The sequence below is a fragment of the Pseudomonas sp. Sample_23 genome (assembly GCF_004307595.1).
Lineage (GTDB): Bacteria > Pseudomonadota > Gammaproteobacteria > Pseudomonadales > Pseudomonadaceae > Aquipseudomonas > Aquipseudomonas atacamensis.
Genome location: NZ_RCNX01000053.1, coordinates 60383 through 82379 on the forward strand (window position 1 = coordinate 60383; position 21997 = coordinate 82379).

Consider the following 21997-nt stretch of genomic DNA (forward strand, 5'->3'; position numbering starts at 1 on the left):
GGGACGCTCCGCGTTCCAGCTTCACCCTTGGCGACAGGCTGAAAACCGCTATGACGCGGAGCGTCAGTGGCTGCATTCCCACGCAGAGCGTGGGAACGATCTTAGGTCGGGAATGACTTTTCCCACTGTAGTTGCAGACGTCTCTTCTAGCATGTTCCCTACTCCGGCCTCACCCTGATCGTTCCCACGCTCTGCGTGGTAACGCATCCCGGGACGCTCCGCGTTCCATCTCATTCGCACCGCAAGATTCAAGGATCGAATCCCATGGGCCGCAACCGCTATACGATTACCGAAAGCGACAAACCGCATTTCCTGACCTGCACCGTAATGGAGTGGTTGCCGTTATTCATTCGCCCGTACATCGTTGAGCACCTGCTCAACTGCTGGCGATATCAACAGGCTCATCATGACTTGAAGCTATACGGCTACGTGATTCTGGAAAACCACCTGCACTTCGTCGCCCAAGCATCCGATCTGAGCAAATGCCTCAGCCAGTTCAAATCCTTTACCGCGCGGCAGATCATCAACGACTTGCAAACCAAAGGCGCCGACAAAGCCTTGCAGCGCCTGCGCTTCAGCAAGCGTGCGCACAAACAGGATCGGGTTTATCAGCTATGGCAAGAAGGTGCACACGCAGAGATGGTCTACAGCGAATCGGTGATGCGCCAGAAACTTGAATACATCCACAACAACCCGGTGAAACGCGGATATGTGGATTTACCGGAGCATTGGCGTTATTCGAGTGCCAGGGACTACGCGGGAATCGAGGGTATGATCGAGGTTCAGCGCTGGTATTGAAAGGGGACGCGGAGCGTCCCGGGCGGCATTCCCACGCGGAGCGTGGGAACGATCATAAAAGCCTCAGAACTCAATCCGCACATCCCCCTTCGGCACACTGCAGCACGACAGGATAAACCCTTCGGCCTCGTCATCCTCGGTAATCCCGCCGTTGTGCTCCATCTCCACTTCGCCGCCCAGTTTCATCACCTTGCATGTCCCGCAAATGCCCATGCCGCAGGCTTTCGGGATCATCAGGCCGAGTTTGGCGGCTGCCGCGTGGACGGTTTCGCCCGGGCCGACGCGGATGCTCTTGCCGGACGCGGTGAATTCCACCTGGTGCAGATCCGCGGCGTCGATTTCCGGCGCATCGGCCGCTTGTTCGGCCTGTTCCACCGCGTCGGCGCGGGCCTCGGGTGGCGTGGCGCCGAAGGATTCTTCGTGGTAGCGCGACATGTCGTAGCCGGCCGCTTCCAGCAAGCGTTTGACCGCGGTCATGTACGGCGTCGGGCCGCAGCAGAACACTTCGCGTTCGAGGAAGTCCGGAACCATCAGTTCGAGCATCTTGTGATTCAGGTAACCGCGATAACCGGCCCATGGCTCACCGAGGCCGTGCTTTTCGCAGATCAGGTGCAGGCTGAAGTTGTCGATCCGCGACGCCATGTGCTCGAGTTCGCGGTGGTAAATGATGTCTTTCGGCGAGCGCGCGCTGTGCACGAAGGTCATGTCGACGTTGGCGTTGGTGTCGTAGAACCAGCGCGCCATCGACATGCACGGGGTGATGCCGACGCCACCGCTCAAATACAGAACCTTCGGGCTCGGGAAGTCGATCGCGTTGAACAGCCCGACCGGGCCGTGCACCGCCAGCTCCTGACCTTCATGCAAAGTGTCGTGCAACCAGTTGGAGACCTTGCCACCCGGCACGCGCTTGATCGTGACCGAGAAACTGTACGGCACCGACGGCGAGCTGGAAATCGTGTACGAGCGCATGATCGGCTGGCCTTCGATTTCCAGCTCCAGGGTGACGAACTGCCCCGGCTTGAAGAAGAACAGGATCGGCTGGTCGGCCATAAAGCAGAAGGTGCGCACATCCCAGGTTTCCTGGATGACTTTGACGCAACGGACAATGTGTCGGCCATTGGCCCAGGTCTGGGTGGTGACCGGATTCAGGAAGCTGTTGGACATGCTGTTCTCCACGGCCGACTGTCGGCCTCTTGTCGGCGATTCTGCGTATAGCGCAGACCGTGCGTTTACCTATCCGCGACATTGACATACTTATCGCGACCAGCCCTTGAACACCGGGGCTTGCGCGTCGGGAACAGATTGCGCCATGTCGCGCATGGATAAGATTCCCCCCAGCGCCGGCCCCACACTCGCCCCAACACAAGACGACTTCTTTACACCTTGCGTAGCAACCGTTTTGCAGCACACCTGATCAGCCACTTTCGCCGGCCACGCAGAGGGCCATGAGGATTACATCGATGGACGTCACCGCAAAAATCAGCCTGGGCGATCCGCTGGAACCCGCACGCAAGGCCACCGCACAAATGCTCCAGGAGCGCGAGCGCACTTTTTCGCTGCCACAGCCGTTCTACAGCGACGAGCGCCTGTTCGATATCGATATGCAGGAAATCTTCCAGAAGGAATGGTTGATCGCCGGCATGACCTGCGAGATCCCGGCCAAGGGCAACTACCTGACCTTGCAGGTCGGCAAGAACCCGATCATCGTCATTCGCGGCGCCGAGGGCGTGGTGCACGCGTTCCACAACGTCTGCCGCCACCGTGGCTCGCGCCTGTGCACCAGTGAAAAAGGCAAGGTCGCCAAACTGGTCTGCCATTACCACCAGTGGACCTACGAACTGGACGGGCGCCTGCTGTTCGCCGGCACCGAGATGGGCGCCGACTTCGACATGAAGCAATACGGCCTGAAACCGGTGAACGTGAAAACCGCTGGCGGTTACATCTTCATCAGCCTGGCGGAGAACCCGCCGGCCATCGATGACTTCCTGTCGACGCTCAACCATTACATGGAACCGTACGACATGGAGAACACCAAGGTGGCAATCACCACCACCTTGATGGAAAAGGCCAACTGGAAGCTGGTGCTGGAAAACAACCGCGAGTGCTACCACTGCAACGCATCGCACCCGGAACTGTTGAAAACCCTGCTGGAGTGGGACGACGTCACCGATCCGCGCGCCGATCAGGCGTTCAAGGATCACGTCGCCGCCTCCGCCGCTGCCTGGGAAGCGGAAAAGATCCCTTACGCCCACGCCAGTTTCGGCTTGCGCAACCGTATCGTGCGCATGCCGCTGCTCAAGGGCACCGTATCGATGACCCTCGACGGCAAGCAAGGCTGCGCGAAACTGATGGGCCGGATCAAGAACCCGGACCTGGGCTCGATGCGCATCCTGCACCTGCCGCACTCGTGGAACCACTGCATGGGCGATCACATCATCGTCTTCACCGTGTGGCCGATCAGCGCTCAGGAAACTATGGTCACCACCAAGTGGCTGGTGCACAAGGATGCGGTGGAAGGTGTCGATTACGACGTCGAGCGCATGCGCCAGGTGTGGGACGCGACCAACGATCAAGACCGCCGTCTGGCTGAGGAAAACCAGCGCGGGATCAACTCTACCGCTTACCAGCCGGGGCCTTATTCGAAGACCTATGAATTCGGCGTGGTCAACTTCGTCGATTGGTACAGCGAGCGGATGTTGAACAACCTCGGGGCAGAGCCTGCGCCTTACCTCAAAGGTGTACCGGTTCAGGGCTGATCAGGAGCATAAGATCGCAGCCTGCGACGGCTCCTACAGGTGGAATGCATCCCCTGTGGGAGCGAGCCTGCTCGCGAAGGCGTCCTGACCCACGCTACATCTTTCAGTTGATCAATTTCCGACCAATCACCTCCGCCCCCATACCCACCAAGCCCTCCAGCCTTCCGCAAACAAGTTATCCACAGACCCGCCCACAGCAAATGGGGGTAACTGTGGATGACTTGAAAATTATCCTGCTGATTTGCAAAGAAAAACCGTGACTTATCCATAAGCATGGTTTCTGAAAACGATTGGTTGTTTTTTGATCGAATCGCTGTAGACCTAGTATTTAAAGGCCTCTAGCAGGTAGCAAACACGTTATCCACAGAAGCGCCAACAGAGATCGGGGGTAACTTTGGCTGGCCTGTGGAAAAAACCGTGCGGACGGGGAAAAGTGCTCTTGCGGGACGCTTTCTTTGCTTGGATAGCTCATTTGATCAGGAAATGATCAACCTTCCGTAAGCCTTGTTCCATATGGCCTACAGCTGATAGCGAACATCTTATCCACAGAAGCGCCAACAGAGATTGGGGGCAAGTTCTCGATTTATACCGAGGGAAAAGCCTCACAAATCCGTGAGTTACGCTGATCGTTTTTTGATCTTATGGCTGGAAGGCTTGAATGGCGTGGGGTGCGCGGAAGGGCGAACACGTTATCCACAGCTTCGCCAACAGGGAATGTGGGTAAGCCGCTTCCCCTCACCCCAACCCTCTCCCAGAGGGAGAGGGGGCCGACCGCGTCGACTGGTGAGGTTACATCGACCTGAAACATTGTATTGATCTCAGGCTTGGCCAGACCAAGGCCACCGCCATGTCGCAGGTCGGTGTACTTGGCCAATTCGCCGCGGTAGGTCCCCTCTCCCTCTGGGAGAGGGCTAGGGTGAGGGGCTTTTCAGCGGACAACGCCTTCTTCAATCAGCAACTTCAGAATCGCTTCAGCCCCAGCCTGCGCGGTAACGCCCTTAAGCACCTGCCCCCCGCCGCCACTGGCCTTGGCCGTCGCTGCTTTCATCCGGTCGGCGCCGCTCTTGGCCTTGATCACCTTCAAGCGCTTGGGCCGTGGCTTGGCCGGTTGCAGCGTGGCGACGGCCAACAATTGGTCCTCCACCACTTCAACGTCATCGGCGGCCAATTCGCCCCGTCGTGCCGGGCCGTACGCGCTCTGCCGAGGCTTTGGCGCGGCGTTATCCACAGTGGCCAGAAACGGCAGTTTGACCTTCAAGCGGCGTCGCTGCCCGCGCGGCAACGCTTGCAGGACCAGCGCCGACCCGTCATTGATCGATTCGACCTGCGCCAGGCCCACCACCAGCGGCCAGCCCAGACCTTCGGCCAGCAGGAACGGCAACATCCCCGAACCTTCGCCGGTTTCCGCCTGACTGCCGGTCAGCACTACTTGCGCCCCGGCATCGCGCAGGTACGCGGTCAGCGCTGGCAAGGCGTCGGCGCCAGCGGGTTGTTCCAGCACATGCAGCTGTTCCAGGCCCATGCCCAGATAGGCACGCAGGGCCGGTTCGGCAACATCACCGGCGTGCAGCACTTGCAGGTTATCCCCAGCCAGTTGCAGGCCCAGTTCCACCGCGCGCGCATCCTGATCGGCGCGCCGTGGCCGACCCGAAGTCGGGTGAGCGCCGATTGAAACCAGACTGATAACGTTCGTGTTCATAGGGTTTCCTTACGCCGCATCGCGCTTGGCTTCGTTGCGGTAAGCAGCGACCGCTTCGATCAACGCTTGCAGAATCTCTGCGCTTTCGCCGATCACCGAAAGGTCGGCACGCTTGATCATGTCGCAACCCGGATCGAGGTTGATCGCCACCACCTTGTCGCAGGCGCCAATGCCTTGCAGGTGCTGGATCGCGCCAGAGATACCCACAGCCACATAGACCCGCGCGGTGACCCAGGTGCCGGACGCGCCGACCTGACGATCTCGGGCCATGAAGCCATCGTCCACCGCAACCCGCGAAGCGCCTTCGGTGGCGCCGAGGGCCGCCGCTGTTTCGTGAAACAGCTGCCAATCCTTGACCCCGTTGCCGCCGGAGAAAATGAATTCCGCTTCGGCCATCGGAATCGCTGCCGGATCCACCGCCACGGCACCAAGATCTTCGATTCGCGACAAGCTGCGCGCGACGCTTGTGGATAACTCCACTGGCAACGCTTCGTGACGAGTTTCGCTGACCGGTTCTGCGCATTCGGCAGCGGCGAGAATCAACCGCGCCACTGGACGCGCCAGGTCTTGCAATCCGGCCCCGGCGCGGCCGATGCATTCCTGATCCTTGACCTGCCAGACCCGCGTGGCCGGGCGCTCGCCCAAGGCTGCAGCAAAGCGCCGGCCGAGTTCGCCGCCACCGCTGCGGCTGTCCGGCAGCAACCAGTGACGCGGATTGAACTGGTTATCCACAGCGCGCAAGCCCAGCACCCGCTGTTCCGGTGCATAACCGCTGAATTCCTCGCCTTCAAGCACCAGCAGGCGATCGACGCCAGCAGTTTCGAAAGCGCTTTCCTTGTGTTCGCCGAACACCACAGCAAGCACCGCACCGTCGCTGCCGGCCAGTTGGTGAGCGAGGCCGAGCAGATCGCGGTCGTGGCTGCTCAGGCGACCGCCGACCATATCCGGCACCACGTTGATGTAGAACGCCGGAGCCGGTACCTGATGCAGCGGCAACTGCACTTCAACAGCAGCCGAGCGTTTGACCGTCCCACCCTGCTGCGCGCCGCTGCGGTCAATGCGTTTGATGCCGTTAGGGCCGATAAAACCCATACCGTGCAGATTCTTGCGGATGACGCCGTTGGGCCCCATCCAGCTGTGTTGCGCCGGTTGCATCGCCGCGTGCAGCGGATGCAGGCGATTACGGGCAATCCATTCGGCGCGCGGGTCGCGGCGGATAATGTCGCTCATCAGTGCACCTCCGCAGGTTCACGTTTGGCCGGGGTGGCAGGCTTGCTTGGCGCGGCGTCCTCGAGCAACGCGTCGGCGACCAGTTCGGCGATGTCCTTGATCAGCGGACGCGGTTCAACCACGCCTTCGAGCATCGCCGTGCACTGTGGACAACCCACCGCCACCAGCTCGGCACCGGTTTCGCGGATGTCTTCCATGCGCATGTCGGGGATGCGCTGCTTGCCCGGAATGTCAGTGATCGGCGCGCCGCCACCGCCGCCGCAGCAGCGTGAGCGGAAGCCAGAACGCTGCATCTCTTTGACTTCAATGCCGAGGGCTCGCAGCACTTCACGCGGCGCTTCGTACTCGCCGTTGTAGCGGCCCAGGTAGCACGGATCGTGATAGGTCACGCTGTTGCCTTTGTGTTGACCGAGGTTGAGCGCGCCGGCCTGAATGATCTCGGCCATGTAGGTGCTGTGGTGCTGCACCAGATAGTTGCCGTCGAAGGCGCCGTACTCGTTTTTCAGCACATGGAAACTGTGCGGATCGCAGGTGACGATGCGGTTGAAGCTGTATTTGGCCAACGTCTGGATGTTGCGCTTGGCCAGCAACTGGAACGTAGCCTCGTCGCCGAGACGCCGCGCCACATCACCACTGTCGCGCTCTTCGAGGCCGAGCACGGCGAAGTCGATGTTTGCCGCTTTCAGCACTTTGACGAACGCGCGCAGGGTGCGCTGGTTGCGCATGTCGAAGGCGCCGTCGCCGACCCAGAACAGCACGTCGGTGGATTTCTTCTCACTGAGCAGATTGAGGTTCAGATCCGCCGCCCAGTTCATCCGCCCGCCCGGGGCGAAACCGCCAGGGTTGTCGGTTGCAATAAGGTTCTCGAGAACTTCGGCACCCTTGTTCGGCGTCGCACCTTTTTCCAGGGTCAGATGCCGGCGCATGTCGACGATCGCATCGACGTGCTCGATCATCATCGGGCACTCCTCGACGCAGGCACGGCAGGTGGTGCACGACCACAGGGTTTCGGCGTCGACCAGACCGTTGACGATCGGTTGATGCGGACTGCCACCATGCTCGCCGATCGGTTTGCCTGGATACGGGCTGCCGGCGAACTTCGCGTCAGTGCCGCCGGCGAGGCCGACGACCATGTCCTGAATCAGTTTTTTCGGGTTCAGCGGCTGGCCGGCGGCGAAGGCCGGGCACGCTGCTTCGCACTTGCCGCACTGCACGCAGGCGTCGAAACCGAGCAACTGGTTCCAGGTGAAATCCTTGGGTTTTTCCACGCCCAGCGGCGCATCGGGATTGTTCAGATCCAGTGGCTTCAAACCGGTCGAGCGCCCGCCGCCGAAACGTTCCGGGCGACGGTGCCAGGCCAGGTGCAGCGCACCGGCAAAGGCGTGCTTCATCGGCCCGCCCCAGGTCATGCCGAAGAACAGTTCCGACACGCCCCACAGCACGCCAACACCGAGGATGACTGCAAGCAGCCAGCCGCCGAAGTTTTCCGGCAGAATTCCCGCCACCGGCAGGGTCACCAGGAAAAACGACGCGGAGAAGGCCAGCAGGCTTTTCGGCAGGCGCATCCACGGGCCTTTCGACAGACGTGCAGGCGGATTGATCCGGCGCAGGTACATGAAGATCGCGCCGACAAACATCACCGCCGACATCAGCAGCAAGGCGTAGCCGAGGATGCGGTTATGCAGGCCGAAACCGTGCACCAGAATGGCCAGCACAATCGACGCCACCGCACCGCCCGCCGTGGCGACGTGGGTGTTGGCAATGTATTTGTCCCGCGCGACGACGTGGTGCAGGTCGACCATGTAGCGCTTGGGCATGGCCAGCAGACCGCCGAGCAGATCGACCTTCGCCGCCCGCCCCCGGCGCCACATGTTCATCCGCCGCAACGCGCCGAGGACCGCAAGGCCCAGGGCTGCGAACAACAGGATTGGAAGAAGGGTGTTCAACATCAGAGTCACCTCTGGCGAGCGGCAAGCTGCAAGCTACAAGCGGCAAGAAAGAGCAGCATGGATCGGCTGTGCTTTTACTTGCAGCTTGCAGCTTGTGGCTTGCAGCTGAGCCGTCAAAAATCCTTACAGAGCCGAAGTGCGTCGTAAATGGCGGCATGGGTATTACGCTGCGCCACACAGTCGCCGATGCGGAACAGCAAGTAGCCGTCGCCCGCTTCGCTCAGCGAAGGTTGCGGCTGGATCGCGAACAGCGCTTCGACGTCGATCTGGCCCTTGTTGCGCGAGCCGTCCTTGAGCGCGTAGTAGATTTCCTCGTCCGGGCGCACGCCGTTTTCGACGACCACCTGATCGACCACCCGTTCCTCTTTCGCGCCGGTGTATTCGTTCTCCAGCACCGCGATCAGCTTGTCGCCTTCGCGGTAGACCTTCTCCAGCATCATGTCGCCGGTCATGATCACTTCTTTCGGGTACATGCTGCGGTAGTAGGTCGGGAACGATGTGCCGCCGATGGCCACGCCCGGTTTGATGTCGTCGGTAACGATCTCGACCTGGCTGCCCTTGTCGGCGAGGAAGTCGGCGACCGACATGCCGGTGAACTCGCAAATGGTGTCGTAGACCAGCACGTTCTTGCCCGGCGCAACCTTGCCGTCGAGCACGTCCCAACTGCTGACCACCAGCCCTTCGGCCGCGCCCCAGTGTTCGTTCTGCTCAAGGTACGGATGACCGCCGACCGCCAGCACCACCACGTCCGGACGCAGGTCCATGATGGTGTCGGCATCCGCCGCCGTGCCCAGGCGCAGATCGACTTTCAGCCGCGCCAGTTCCAGCTGGAACCAGCGGGTGATGCCGGCGATCTGGTCACGCTGCGGTGCTTTCGATGCGGTGGTGATCTGCCCGCCGATGAAGTCTTTTTTCTCGAACAGCGTGACATCGTGGCCACGCTCGGCAGCCACGCGCGCGGCTTCCATCCCGGCCGGGCCGGCACCGACGATCACCACCTTGCGTTTCGGCCCGGTGGATTTCTCGATGATGTGCGGCACGCCCATGTATTCACGGGAGGTCGCGGCGTTCTGGATGCACAGCACGTCCAGGCCCTGATACTGACGGTCGATGCAATAGTTGGCGCCGACGCACTGCTTGATCTGGTCGATCTGGCCCATCTTGATCTTGGCGATCAGGTGCGGGTCAGCGATGTGCGCGCGTGTCATGCCGACCATGTCGACGTAACCGCCTTCAAGGATGCGCGTGGCCTGGTTCGGGTCCTTGATGTTCTGCGCGTGCAACACCGGCACCTTGACCACTTCCTTGATGCCGGCAGCCAGGTGCAGGAACGGCTCCGGTGGATAACTCATGTTCGGAATAACGTTGGCCAAGGTGTTGTGGGTATCGCAACCCGAGCCGACCACGCCGATGAAATCGAGCATGCCGGTGTCGTCGTAATACTTGGCGATCTGCTTCATGTCCTCGTGGGACAAGCCGTCCGGGTGGAACTCGTCACCGCACAGGCGCATGCCCACGCAGAAGTCGTCACCGACCTCGGCGCGCACGGCTTTGAGGACTTCCAGGCCGAACTTCATTCGGCCTTCGAAGGTGCCGCCCCATTCATCGGTACGCTTGTTGACGCGCGGGCTCCAGAACTGGTCGATCATGTGCTGGTGCACTGCCGACAGTTCGACGCCATCGAGGCCACCAGCCTTGGCCCGGCGCGCAGCCTGGGCGTAGTTGCCGATCACTCGCCAGATCTCTTCCGGCTCGATGGTTTTGCAAGTGGCGCGGTGCACCGGTTCACGGATGCCCGAGGGCGACATCAAGGTCGGCCAGTTGAAACCGTCCCAGCGCGAGCGACGACCCATGTGGGTAATCTGGATCATGATCTTGGCGCCATGCTTGTGCATGGCGTCGGCCAGATTCTGGAAGTGCGGAATGATCCGGTCGGTGGACAGATTGACCGAGCTCCACCATTCCTGCGGGCTGTCGATCGCCACCACGGACGAACCGCCGCAGATGGCCAGGCCGATACCGCCCTTGGCTTTCTCTTCGTAGTATTTGACGTAGCGGTCAGTGGTCATGCCACCGTCAGTCGCGTAGACCTCGGCGTGCGCGGTGCTGAGCACGCGGTTGCGGATGGTCAGTTTGCCGATCTGGATCGGCTGGAACATTGCTTCGAAAGCCATGGCACGGTCCTCGGCTTACAACGGCTTGACGATGAACAAGCCGTCATCGTGGCCCTCTTCGGAGCCTCCGTAGACTTGTTCGGCGACAGTACGGATCTTGCTGCCACGGGCTTCGAGAATCTGGTCCATGGCGCCGGCGAACCAGCCGGTGAACATGTAATCAACCTTGCGCCCGACCTTGCCGTAGACATAGACGAATGCCGAGTGCTCGAGCTTGACGCTGGCGGTGCCCTTGTCGAGGTCGATGTCCTGAATCTTGAACAGACCCCAGCCGCGCTGCGACAGGCGCTTCATGTAGTGCTCGAACACCGCGACGCCTTCCAGACCGTGGCATTCGGCTTCCTTTTCACACCAGTGCCAGGCGGATTTGTAGCCGGCCTTGTAGAGGATCTCGGCATAGGCTTCAGCGCCGAGCACTTCCTCGATGCCCATGTGGTTGTTGACGAAAAAGTGACGCGGCACATACAGCATTGGCAGGGCGTCGGAGGTCCAGACACCGGTCTCGCTGTCGACTTCGATAGGCAATTGCGGGGCGATCTTGGCCATGGAAACTTAACTCCAGAAAAATGATGGTTCAGTGTTGGCCGCGGCCCTCACCCCAGCCCTCTCCCGCAGGAGAGGGGGCAGATCGGCGGCGGTCTTGAGAAAGCGTTATTCGCCCCAGACGTTCTTAAGAACGCTTACCCAGTTCTCGCCCATGATCTTGCGCACCACACGCTCGCAATGGCCGCGCTTGAGCAGGGTTTCGGTGAGGTTGGGGAATTCGCCGACGGTGCGGATGCCCAGCGGGTTGATGATCTTGCCGAAGCTGGTCAGGCGGCGGGCGTAGCCCTTGTCGTGAGTCAAGTATTCGAAGAAGTCCTGGCCGTGACCCTGAGTGAAATCGGTGCCGATACCGATGGCGTCTTCGCCAACGATGTTCATGGTGTATTCGATCGCTTCGGCGTAATCGTCGATGGTCGAATCGATGCCCTTGGCGAGGAACGGCGCGAACATGGTCACGCCGACAAAACCGCCGTGGTCGGCAATGAACTTCAGCTCTGCATCGGATTTGTTGCGCGGGTGCTCTTTGAGACCCGACGGCAGGCAGTGCGAGTAGCAGACCGGTTTTTTCGATTCGAGAATGACTTCTTCGGAGGTCTTGGAACCGACGTGGGACAGGTCGCACATGACGCCGACGCGGTTCATCTCGGCGACGATCTCGCGACCGAAACCCGACAGGCCGCCGTCACGCTCGTAGCAACCGGTGCCGACCAGATTCTGGGTGTTGTAGCACATCTGCACGATGCCAACGCCGAGCTGCTTGAACACCTCGACATAGCCGATCTGGTCTTCGAAAGCGTGGGCATTCTGGAAGCCGAAGAGGATACCGGTCTTGCCCTGCTCCTTGGCCCGACGGATGTCGGCGGTGGTGCGCACCGGCATCACCAGATCGCTGTTCTCACGGATCAGTTTCTGGCTGGCAGCAATGTTGTTCACGGTCGCCTGAAAGCCTTCCCACACCGACACAGTGCAGTTGGCCGCCGTCAGACCGCCCTTGCGCATGTCTTCGAACAGCTCGCGGTTCCATTTGGCAATGATCAGACCGTCGATAACGATGCTGTCGGCGTGTAGTTCGGCTGGGCTCATCAGGCGTCCCCTTATTGGCAATTCATGCGCCGAATCGTCTGCCGGCGCTTTGGGGCCAGCATATGCCTCGGTGCCGGGGCGACCGGGTGCAAAAACGACAGGGGAATTGCCGAAAGCGTCAATCCGCGACAAAGGGTCGTCAGCCGCCCTCCTCGGCTGGCTGTTCAAGCCCGCACGCTTGCGCCAGAATCTGCCGCAGCCTGCACCTACCAACGGATTAGAGCGACCCCAATGAAATCGATCTTCCTCGCCCTGGCACTGATTGCGACCGGCGCCCACGCCGCCGAAGAATCCGAGAACAACCCGTGCGATGCGGTGGAAAACGACATCCAGACCCTGGAATGCTCCGCCTACAGCCGCAGCACCGCCGAAGACCTGCTCAAAGACAACTACGCCAGCCTCAGCGAACGCATGCAGACCGCCTACGGCAAGAACCCGACGCAACTGGCCGACATCACCGCCAAACTGAAAACCGCCCAGCAGCAGTGGCTGAAAACCCGCGATGCGGATTGCGCGGTGGAGGCATTCCCGGCCACGGCGGGGAGCAAGGCGTTTACCATTGCGCAGAATGATTGTGTCGCGCGGATGAGTGATGAACGGTCGGAGTTTTTGGAGTCGATCGGGCAGGAATAAACATACAAAGGATAAATCAATGATTCCTCATGAAGTGGTCAGCCATATGGTTGATGGCGCAACACCGATCCGCGCCTGGCGCGAATATCTCAACCTGACTCAGGAAGAAATGGCCAAGCGCATGGGCATCTCGCAACCGGCGTTTGCCCAGCAGGAAACAGTCGCCAAACCCCGCAAGGCCACCCGCGAGAAAATTGCCGCCGCGTTCGGCATCACAGCCAGTCAGCTTGAGCTGTAGGCTGCCCTCTTTATTCAAAGGAATTCCCATGAACATCTGCGGCATTGAAATCAAAGGCAGCGAAGCGATCATCGCCGTGGCGGCGCTCGACGGTTCGACGTTGAGCCACGTCCCTCTCGCCACGAAAAAGATTGCTCTGGATGACGATGACGAGGCGGCGAACGTGCGGCGGTTCGCGGCGCAGGTGGCGTCGTTTGTGCGGGAAAACTCGGTGGATCGGATCGCGATCAAGAAGCGCAGCAAAAAGGGCGAGTTTGCCGGTGGGCCGACGACGTTCAAGATCGAGGGCGTGTTTCAGTTGCTTGATGGCTGTGAGGTGACGCTGCTGTCGCCGCAGACGATCAATGCCCAGGCCAAGAAGCACAACTTTGAACTGCCGGGGACGTTGAACAAGTATCAGCATGAGGCGTACAAAGCGGCGTGCTCGGCGTTGGTGAAGAAGTAACCAAGAGCAAGATCAAAAGATCGCAGCCTTCGGCAGCTCCTACTTTGGAATGCATTTCCCTGTAGGAGCTGCCGAAGGCTGCGATCTTTTGACTTTCAGATCTGTGCGGTACGCCGGTCTTCGCGCGGGCAGCGGGCGAAACGTGCGCGATAGCTGCGGGTGAAATACGACGGCGATTCAAAACCGCAGGCAATGCTGACTTCGAGCACGCTCATATCGGTCTGGCGCAGCAATTGCCGGGCCTTCTCAAGCCTTAACCGCAGATAGAAGTTGCTCGGCGTATCGTTCAGGTGCAGCCGGAACAACCTCTCCAGTTGCCGCCGGGTCACCTTGATCGACTCCGCCAGTTGCAACGTGGTCAGCGGCGGTTCGCTGTGCTGTTCCATTTCGCCGATCACCTGCACCAGTTTCTTGTTGTTGATCCCGTAACGCGTGGCGACTTCCATGCGCTGGTGATCCTTGCGCGGGCGGATGCGCCCGAGCACAAACTGCTCGCTGACCTGAATCGCCAGTTGCGGGCCGTGGGCCTGGGCGATCAGGTCGAGCATCAGATCAATCGAGGCCGTACCTCCCGCCGAGGTGATCCGCCGGCGGTCGATCTCAAACAGTTCCTGGGTCACGCTGAGCTGTGGATAAGACTCCTTGAAGGCATCGATCGCCTCCCAGTGCAGGGTCAGGCGATGGCCGTCGAGCAGGCCTGCTTCGGCAAGGACGAAGCTGCCGGTGTCGATGGCGCCGAGGGTTACGCCTTCGTTGTCCAGCCTGCGCAACCAGTGCTCCAGCGTCGGCGTGATGAACTTCAGCGGTTCGAAGCCGGCCACCACCAGCAAGGTCGCGCCTTTCTTCAGCGGCTCCAGTGCCGCATCGGCGTTGACCGACATGCCGTTGCTCGCCAGTACCGCGCCGCCATCGGCGCTGAGCACATGCCAGCGGTACAACTCGCCGCGAAAGCGGTTGGCCACGCGCAACGGTTCGATCGCGGAAATAAAGCCGATGGCGGAGAACCCCGGCATCAGCAAAAAGTAGAAATCCTGGGACATGGGCGCACTCGGTTGGCGGGTCGCGTGGCTCGTTGATACGCCGATTATCGGCGGCGTTCAAGCGTGCAGGTCGCTACAGTGCAAATGCCAGTCGCCGCAGTGCGCTTTCACGGGTGCATAGCTGCGTAACTTGGCCTCACCGGCGCGCAGATGCCGGGAACCACAATAATCGAACTGCCGAGGAACCCGACATGAAACGACTGATCAGCAGCTGCGTTCTTGCACTCAGCGGTACCGCTTTCTTCAGCACCGGCGTGATGGCGGCCGAACCGGCCTCCTGCAAGAACGTACGCATGGGCGTGGTCAACTGGACTGACGTGATCGCCACCAGTGCCATGACCCAGGTCCTGCTCGACGGCCTCGGCTACAGCACCAAACAGACCAGCGCCTCGCAGCAGATCATCTTTGCCGGGATCCGCGATCAGCGCCTGGACCTGTTCCTCGGCTACTGGAACCCGCTGATGACGCAGACCATCACGCCATTCGTCGAGGCCAATCAGGTGAAAGTGCTCGAAGCACCGAGCCTGAAAGACGCCCGCGCCACCCTCGCCGTGCCGACCTATCTGGCTGACAAGGGCCTGAAAACCTTCGCTGACATCGCCAAATTCGAGAAGGAATTGGGCGGCAAGATCTACGGCATCGAGCCAGGCTCAGGTGCCAACACGCAGATCAAAGCGATGATCGCCAAAAACCAGTTTGGTCTGGGTAAATTCCAACTGGTCGAATCGAGCGAGGCCGGCATGCTCGCTGCCGTCGACCGCGCCGTACGCCGCAAGGAAGCCGTGGTGTTCTTCGGCTGGGCGCCGCACCCGATGAACGTCAACATTCAGATGACCTATCTGACCGGCAGCGAAGACGCCCTCGGCCCGAACGAAGGCATGGCCACGGTGTGGACGGTCACGTCACCGAAGTACGCCGAGCAATGCCCGAACATCGGCCGCCTGCTGACCAACCTGACGTTCACCGCCGAATCCGAGAGCCGGATGATGCAGCCGCTGCTCGATCACAAGGATGCCTTCGAGTCGGCGAAGCAGTGGCTCAAGGATCACCCCGAAGACAAACAGCGCTGGCTTGAAGGTGTGACGACTTTCGATGGCAAACCGGCTGCTGAAAACCTCCAGCTGACCAGCAAATAACCCTTTATTGAACCCCCCTCTCCCAGATGGGCGAGGCCACTGAAACACGCTTCGCAGCCCCGCCACGGGCTGCGGACAGACCCATCACGCCTGAAGGAAATGCACCATGAACCACGACGTCATCATCACCTGCGCACTCACCGGTGCTGGCGACACGACCGCCAAAAGTCCACACGTGCCGGTCACCCCGAAACAGATTGCCGCTGCCGCGGTGGAAGCGGCCAAGGCCGGCGCCACCGTCGTGCACTGCCATGTGCGCGACCCGCAGACCGGCAAGTTCAGCCGTGACGTGGCGCTGTACCGCGAAGTGATGGAGCGCATCCGCGAGGCGGACGTCGACATCATCGTCAACCTCACCGCCGGGATGGGCGGCGACCTGGAAATCGGCCCTGGCGAGAAGCCGATGGAGTTCGGCCCGAACACCGATCTGGTCGGTCCGCTGACCCGTCTCGCCCACGTTGAAGAACTGCTGCCGGAAATCTGCACCCTCGATTGCGGCACGCTGAACTTCGGCGACGGCGACACCATTTACGTCTCTACCCCGGCGCAACTGCGCGCCGGCGCCAAGCGCATCACCGAACTGGGGGTGAAGGCCGAGCTGGAGATTTTCGACACCGGGCATCTGTGGTTCGCCAAGCAGATGATCAAGGAAGGCTTGCTCGAAAACCCGTTGTTCCAACTGTGTCTGGGCATCCCGTGGGGCGCGCCGGCCGACACCACCACGATGAAAGCCATGGTCGACAACCTGCCCGCCGACGCGGTCTGGGCCGGCTTCGGCATTGGCCGCATGCAAATGCCGATGGCAGCGCAAGCGGTGCTGCTCGGCGGCAACGTGCGGGTCGGGCTGGAAGACAATCTGTGGCTGAACAAGGGTGTGCTGGCGACCAACGGCCAACTGGTCGAGCGCGCCAGCGAGATCCTCAGCCGCCTCGGTGCCCGCGTGCTTACGCCGGCCGAAGGTCGCAAAAAGATGGGCCTGACCCAGCGCGGCTGAACCTCACCCTTTCTCCCTGTGAACATAAATCTTGTGGTGAGGGGATTTATCCCCGATGGGTGGCGAAGCCGCCCCAAAACCTGACAACCCGGGGCATCAGATAGACCGAGAGCACTGGTTTTACGACTGCTTCGCAGCCGATCAGGGATAAATCCCCTCGCCACGAGAACAGAGTTTCCACAGGGATCACCGAACTCTCTCAGGAAATCACCATGCGCTTTATCACCGAAATCAAAACCTTCGCCGCTCTCGGCAGCGGTGTCATCGGCAGTGGCTGGGTCGCCCGCGCCCTCGCCCACGGTCTCGACGTAGTGGCCTGGGACCCGGCGCCCGGCGCCGAGGCGGCATTGCGCCAACGCGTGGCCAATGCCTGGGGCGCGCTGGAGAAGAACGGCCTGGCGCCCGGCGCTTCGCAGGACCGTCTGCGTTTTGTCGCAACCATCGAGGAGTGCGTGCGTGACGCCGATTTCATCCAGGAAAGCGCCCCGGAGCGGCTGGAACTGAAACTCGATCTGCACAGCAAGATCAGCGCCGCGGCCAAGCCCGATGCGCTGATCGGCTCCAGCACTTCAGGCCTTTTGCCAAGCGAGTTCTATGAGAGTTCGACGCACCCTGAACGCTGCGTGGTCGGGCATCCGTTCAACCCGGTTTATCTGTTGCCGCTGGTGGAAGTGGTCGGCGGCAGAAACACCGCGCCGGAGGCGGTGCAAGCGGCGATGCAAGTCTACCAATCCCTCGGCATGCGCCCGCTGCATGTGCGCAAGGAAGTGCCGGGTTTCATCGCCGACCGATTGCTCGAAGCGCTGTGGCGCGAAGCGCTGCACCTGGTCAACGACGGTGTCGCGACGACTGGCGAAATCGACGATGCGATTCGCTTTGGCGCCGGTCTGCGCTGGTCGTTCATGGGCACTTTCCTGACTTACACCCTGGCCGGCGGCGATGCCGGCATGCGCCACTTCATGTCGCAATTCGGCCCGGCGTTGCAGTTGCCGTGGACGTATCTGCCGGCACCGGAGCTGACCGACAAGTTGATCGATGATGTGGTCGATGGCACCACCGATCAGCTCGGTCGGCACAGCATTTCGGCGCTGGAGCGCTATCGTGATGACTGTTTGCTGGCGGTGCTCGAGGCGGTGAAAACCACCAAGGAAAAGCATGGAATGAGTTTCAGCGAGTAATGCGTATGACATGGTACCGCTGCCCTCACCCTAACCCTCTCCCGGAGGGAGAGGGGACTGACCGAGGTGTTTTTGCAAGCTACGCCGACTTGACCACTGCGTCGAACTCTGGACTTGAAAGGCTCGAAAATCGGCTCCCTTTCCCCCTCGCCCCCTTGGGGGAGAGGGCTGGGGTGAGGGGGTTGCTCTTGATCTTCACTCATCAACTGCGGAAACCGAAACCATGCCCCACCTCACCACCTACCAAACCACCATCATCCCCGACTGGGTCGACTACAACGGCCACCTGCGCGACGCCTTTTACTTGCTGATCTTCAGCTACGCCACCGATGCGCTGATGGACTGCCTCGGCATGGACAGCAGCAACCGCGAGGCCAGCGGCCACTCGCTGTTCACCCTCGAACTGCACCTCAATTACCTGCACGAAGTGAAGATCGACACTGAGGTGGAAGTGCGCACGCAAATCATCGGCCACGACAGCAAGCGCCTGCACCTCTACCACAGCCTGCACAAAATCGGCGATGAGCAAGCGCTGGCCGGCAATGAACAGATGCTTTTGCACGTCGACCTCGCCGGCCCGCGCTCGGCTCCGTTCAGCCCCGATACGTTGCATCGCTTGCAGGCCATCGTCGCGGATCAGACCGACCTGCCCGCTCCCGCTTACATCGGCCGCGTGATCGCGCTGCCACCCGCTCGGTAAATCCCCACTGCCAAGGAGCCGCCATGAACACCGCCGTTGCTGTTGCCGATTTTCGTACTTATCCGTTGATCAGCGCGCTCGGTGGCGTGCAGGGTTTGGCGGATCGCGTTGTCATCGAATGGGCTGACGGACGTGTCAGCCCGTTTCACCACCTATGGCTGCGCGACAATTGCCCGTGTGATCAATGTGTCTACAGCGTCACTCGCGAGCAGGTTTTCGAGAGCGTCGATGCCGCCGAGGATTTGCGACCGCTGGCCACGCGCATCGACAGCGATGGATGCCTGCGCATCGACTGGCAGGACGGTCACCTCAGCCGCTTCGACCCGGGCTGGTTGCGCGCACATGCCTATGACGATGAATCCCGCGCCGAACGCCTGGCCGGCAAACCGCAGCCGCGTTTGTGGCACAGCGATCTGCAGTTGCCGGTGTTCGACTACACCGCGCTGATGAACGACAACGCCGCGCTGCTGCAATGGTTGCTCGCCGTGCGCGACATCGGCCTGACCCAAGTGCGCGGCGTGCCCGCCGAGCCGGGCTCGCTAAAGCTCATCGCGCAGCGGATTTCCTTCATCCGCGAAAGCAACTTCGGCGTGCTGTTCAATGTGCAATCCAAAGCCGACGCCGACAGCAACGCCTACACCGCCTTCAACCTGCCATTGCACACGGATCTGCCGACTCGCGAGCTGCAACCGGGGCTGCAATTTCTGCATTGTCTGGTGAATGATGCCGAGGGTGGCGAGAGTATTTTCGTCGATGGTTTTGCGATCGCCGAGGCCTTGCGTCAGGAGGAGCCGCAGCTGTTTGAGGCCCTGTGTGAAATCCCCGTGGAATTTCGCAACAAGGACCGGCACAGCGACTATCGCTGCCTGGCGCCGATCATCGCTGTGGATGCGCTGGGCCGGGTGGCGGAGATTCGCATGGCCAACTTTCTGCGCGGGGCGTTCGATACGTCGGTGGCGCAGATGCCTTTGCTGTATCGAGCCTATCGGCGCTTTATTGCGATGACCCGCGAGCCGCGATTTCGGCTGATGCAGCGGCTCAAGCCGGGCGAGTTGTGGTGCTTTGACAACCGCCGCACGCTGCATGCACGCAATGCCTTTGATCCAGCGACCGGGGCGCGGCATTTTCAGGGCTGCTATGTCGACCGGGATGAGTTGTTGTCGCGGATTCTGGTGTTGCAACGTTGAACCGCGTCATCGTTCTTCGCGAGCAGGCTCGCTCCCACAGGGTACGCATTGCAAAGTGGGAGCGAGCCTGCTCGCGAAAGCGTCAGCGGGAACAACAAATCCCTGGCTGATTCACAAGAAAAAAAACTCCGATCAAGCCGTGACAGGATCGGAGCTGAGGAGGGTACTGTTGAGGAGCTGCCAGGCGAGGGTGACCAAACCTTCGTGAAGCGAGCTGGAGCCAGTGTGCCTAGTCGCCCATCCAGTCGGTTAGCCGAAAACGACCTGTTCATAGTCGTCCCGGCCACCGCGACAAAACGCCCTTGCCGCGTCCGGTCGGGGCCACCAGAATCGAGCCAAGACCTCCGTTGCCACAGAAGGATTTGCGTAATGATGTACGCCGATTTGATTGACCAGGAAGATCTGTTGGGCCAGCTCAAGGCCTTGGGTATTCAGGTGCCGAGCGGTACCACCGCCGAGCAGGCCTGCGAGTGTGCGGTGCGCGGCCTGGACAATGTTCGCGCATTTGAACTGCGCAAGATGGTCAAGGACATGTACACCAGCGGCGCCAGCATTCAGCCGGCGGTGCGTCAGGCGATCGACAAGCAATTGTTGCCGGCCCTCTCGGATTACCAGCAGTCCCACAGCGCCTGAGAAACCCCTTCGCGAGCAGGCTCGCTCCCACCTGACCGTTCCCACGCTCTGCGTGGGAACGGTCAGACTCGGTCTACAGCCTTACGCTGGCAAACGTCGACTCATTGCGCGCCTGACTCAGCGCCGACATCGGCCCCGAGAGCGGCGACATCACGATGGCCTGCGGCAGCGGCAGCATCGCTACCTGCTGGGTGGTGTTGGAGCCCACGCGTTCGTCACGCGGCGGGATGCCGAAGTATTCGCGGTAGCACTTGGAGAAGTGCGGCGTGGAGACGAAACCACACACCGACGCCACTTCGATGATCGACATCGGCGTCTGCTTGAGCAGTTGCCGGGCGCGGATCAGGCGCAGCTTCAGGTAATAGCGTGACGGCGAGCAGTGCAGGTATTTCTGGAACAACCGCTCCAGCTGTCGACGCGACACCGCGACATACACCGCCAGTTCATCCAGATCGATCGGCTCTTCAAGATTGGCTTCCATCAGCGCGACGATTTCCTGCAACTTCGGCTGGTTGGTGCCGAGCATGTGCTTGAGCGGCACGCGCTGGTGATCCTGTTCGTTGCGGATGCGCTCGTAGACGAACATTTCCGAGATCGCTGCCGACAGTTCACGACCGTGATCGCGACTGATCAGGTGCAGCATCATGTCCAGCGGCGCGGTGCCGCCGGAGCTGGTGAAGCGGTTACGGTCGAGGGTGAACAAACGTGTGCTCATGGCCACGCGCGGGAAGGCTTCCTGCATCGCCGCCAGACATTCCCAGTGCACGCTGCAATCGAAGCCGTCGAGCAGACCGGCGCAGGCCAGTGCCCAACTGCCGGTGCACACCGCGCCAAGGCGCTTGGACTGGCGCGCCTGGCTTTGCAGCCACGAGACGTGTTCACGGGTTACGGTACGTTGAATGCCGATGCCGCCACAGACGATCACCGTGTCCAGGGGCGGGGCTTTGTGCATGGAGGCATCAGGAGTGATCTGCAGACCGTCACTGGCCCAGACCTGGCCGCCATCGACGGTGAGGGTGCTCCAGCGATACAGCTCGCGACCGGACAACTGGTTGGCCATGCGCAGCGGCTCAACGGCGGACGCCAGGGAAATCAGCGTGAAATTGTCCAGCAGCAGAAAGCCGATGGATTGAGGCGCACGGTTCTGGGGTTGGGCCCCGGAGTTGAACGACGTCATCGCGGTATCTCCTCACACAAAGCGGGTGGCGGCCTCAGGCGGAGGCTCTTGTTATTGCCCGCGTCTCACAGAGAAAGCAGGCTTTGTTATGACAGAGCAATTGCCGTGCCTGAAATTGGACGGCCATTCAATAACTCCTGAAAACGACCTCGCGACGCGTCTATACGAGACCTCGGAACACGCCATTTCGAAGTGCCATCAGGCGCCGCCAGAGCCCTGCCGCGCAGCCTGTGAGCAGATCGGTAGCACTTGTGGGAACTGGCCTGCAGCGGATTTGCACAGAGTGTCACCGCAAGCACGGACGACGGACGGTCGAGTAACGACCGACAAGTCACGACTGACAGTGACGCTTGTCTGATTGCGACGCGCCAAAAGGTGGCGTGGCTGGATCGGGGTGTTCT

Annotated in this window: 19 protein-coding genes and 1 pseudogene; 11 read left to right on the top strand and 9 right to left on the bottom strand. The window is 61.0% G+C overall.

Annotation, left to right across the window (positions count from 1 at the left end; translation table 11 throughout):
* The first annotated feature begins 264 nt into the window (after nt 1-264).
* Entirely contained in the window at nt 265-798 is a 534-nt protein-coding gene (locus D8U82_RS14735) for a transposase (RefSeq protein WP_130902426.1), read from the top strand.
* 63 nt (nt 799-861) lie between these two features.
* On the opposite strand, the gene gbcB is transcribed toward D8U82_RS14735, so the two are convergent.
* Nucleotides 862-1962, bottom strand: coding sequence for a glycine-betaine demethylase subunit GbcB (gene gbcB / locus D8U82_RS14740; RefSeq protein WP_016772824.1), 1101 nt, complete (start codon nt 1960-1962; stop codon nt 862-864).
* A gap of 296 nt (nt 1963-2258) precedes the next feature.
* Between gbcB and gbcA the strand changes: the two genes are divergently transcribed.
* Nucleotides 2259-3554, top strand: coding sequence for a glycine-betaine demethylase subunit GbcA (gene gbcA / locus D8U82_RS14750; protein ID WP_016772823.1), 1296 nt, complete (start codon nt 2259-2261; stop codon nt 3552-3554).
* A 928-nt stretch (nt 3555-4482) separates the two neighbouring features.
* On the opposite strand, the gene D8U82_RS14755 is transcribed toward gbcA, so the two are convergent.
* The 6 genes from D8U82_RS14755 to D8U82_RS14780 form a co-directional block, all read right to left on the bottom strand.
* Complete coding sequence (locus tag D8U82_RS14755; RefSeq protein WP_024014592.1) at nt 4483-5253, bottom strand: electron transfer flavoprotein subunit beta; 771 nt, start codon at nt 5251-5253, stop codon at nt 4483-4485.
* Nucleotides 5254-5262: 9 nt separating this feature from the next.
* Nucleotides 5263-6483, bottom strand: a complete 1221-nt coding sequence (locus D8U82_RS14760) for an electron transfer flavoprotein subunit alpha/FixB family protein (protein WP_130902427.1) — start codon at nt 6481-6483, stop codon at nt 5263-5265.
* The gene (dgcB, locus tag D8U82_RS14765; protein WP_130902428.1) at nt 6483-8432 is read right to left on the bottom strand and encodes a dimethylglycine demethylation protein DgcB; all 1950 of its coding nucleotides are present in this window, start codon (nt 8430-8432) and stop codon (nt 6483-6485) included. The genes D8U82_RS14760 and dgcB overlap by 1 nt, the downstream gene beginning before the upstream one ends.
* 113 nt (nt 8433-8545) lie before the next feature.
* Nucleotides 8546-10606 carry a dimethylglycine demethylation protein DgcA gene (gene dgcA, locus D8U82_RS14770; RefSeq protein ID WP_024014595.1) on the bottom strand — a complete coding sequence of 687 codons (2061 nt, stop codon included), beginning with the start codon at nt 10604-10606 and terminating at the stop codon, nt 8546-8548.
* A gap of 15 nt (nt 10607-10621) precedes the next feature.
* Nucleotides 10622-11152: a 4-vinyl reductase gene (locus D8U82_RS14775; protein WP_039757633.1), complete on the bottom strand. Its 531-nt coding sequence runs from the start codon at nt 11150-11152 to the stop codon at nt 10622-10624.
* Between the two features lie 105 nt (nt 11153-11257).
* On the bottom strand, nt 11258-12235 hold the full coding sequence (locus D8U82_RS14780; protein ID WP_130902429.1) for a dipeptidase: 978 nt from the start codon (nt 12233-12235) through the stop codon (nt 11258-11260).
* 231 nt (nt 12236-12466) lie between these two features.
* Between D8U82_RS14780 and D8U82_RS14785 the strand changes: the two genes are divergently transcribed.
* From D8U82_RS14785 to D8U82_RS14795, 3 genes and pseudogenes are all read left to right on the top strand, one after another.
* Complete coding sequence (locus D8U82_RS14785) at nt 12467-12868, top strand: lysozyme inhibitor LprI family protein (protein WP_125925563.1); 402 nt, start codon at nt 12467-12469, stop codon at nt 12866-12868.
* A gap of 19 nt (nt 12869-12887) precedes the next feature.
* A pseudogene (locus D8U82_RS14790) lies at nt 12888-13106 on the top strand (helix-turn-helix transcriptional regulator); the annotation flags it as partial.
* 28 nt (nt 13107-13134) lie between these two features.
* Nucleotides 13135-13551 carry a DUF3010 family protein gene (locus D8U82_RS14795; RefSeq protein ID WP_016772815.1) on the top strand — a complete coding sequence of 139 codons (417 nt, stop codon included), beginning with the start codon at nt 13135-13137 and terminating at the stop codon, nt 13549-13551.
* Nucleotides 13552-13646: 95 nt separating this feature from the next.
* Here D8U82_RS14795 and D8U82_RS14800 read toward each other — a convergent pair whose 3' ends face one another.
* Nucleotides 13647-14591, bottom strand: coding sequence for a GlxA family transcriptional regulator (locus D8U82_RS14800; protein WP_130902430.1), 945 nt, complete (start codon nt 14589-14591; stop codon nt 13647-13649).
* Between the two features lie 191 nt (nt 14592-14782).
* Here D8U82_RS14800 and D8U82_RS14805 point away from each other — a divergent pair, with 191 nt between their 5' ends.
* The 6 genes from D8U82_RS14805 to D8U82_RS14830 all read left to right on the top strand — a co-directional run bounded on the left by D8U82_RS14805 (nt 14783) and on the right by D8U82_RS14830 (nt 20419).
* Nucleotides 14783-15727, top strand: a complete 945-nt coding sequence (locus D8U82_RS14805; RefSeq protein WP_016772813.1) for a choline ABC transporter substrate-binding protein — start codon at nt 14783-14785, stop codon at nt 15725-15727.
* A gap of 106 nt (nt 15728-15833) precedes the next feature.
* Nucleotides 15834-16721: a 3-keto-5-aminohexanoate cleavage protein gene (locus tag D8U82_RS14810; RefSeq protein ID WP_130902431.1), complete on the top strand. Its 888-nt coding sequence runs from the start codon at nt 15834-15836 to the stop codon at nt 16719-16721.
* 212 nt (nt 16722-16933) lie between these two features.
* Nucleotides 16934-17899, top strand: a complete 966-nt coding sequence (locus D8U82_RS14815) for an L-carnitine dehydrogenase (RefSeq protein ID WP_016772811.1) — start codon at nt 16934-16936, stop codon at nt 17897-17899.
* A gap of 223 nt (nt 17900-18122) precedes the next feature.
* Nucleotides 18123-18599 (top strand): thioesterase family protein, encoded by a 477-nt coding sequence (locus tag D8U82_RS14820; protein WP_130902432.1) that lies wholly within the window; start codon nt 18123-18125, stop codon nt 18597-18599.
* Between the two features lie 23 nt (nt 18600-18622).
* On the top strand, nt 18623-19786 hold the full coding sequence (locus tag D8U82_RS14825) for a gamma-butyrobetaine dioxygenase (RefSeq protein WP_130902433.1): 1164 nt from the start codon (nt 18623-18625) through the stop codon (nt 19784-19786).
* Nucleotides 19787-20155: 369 nt separating this feature from the next.
* Complete coding sequence (locus tag D8U82_RS14830) at nt 20156-20419, top strand: hypothetical protein (protein ID WP_016772808.1); 264 nt, start codon at nt 20156-20158, stop codon at nt 20417-20419.
* 73 nt (nt 20420-20492) lie between these two features.
* On the opposite strand, the gene D8U82_RS14835 is transcribed toward D8U82_RS14830, so the two are convergent.
* Nucleotides 20493-21596: a GlxA family transcriptional regulator gene (locus D8U82_RS14835; RefSeq protein ID WP_007949927.1), complete on the bottom strand. Its 1104-nt coding sequence runs from the start codon at nt 21594-21596 to the stop codon at nt 20493-20495.
* Nucleotides 21597-21997 lie beyond the last annotated feature (401 nt).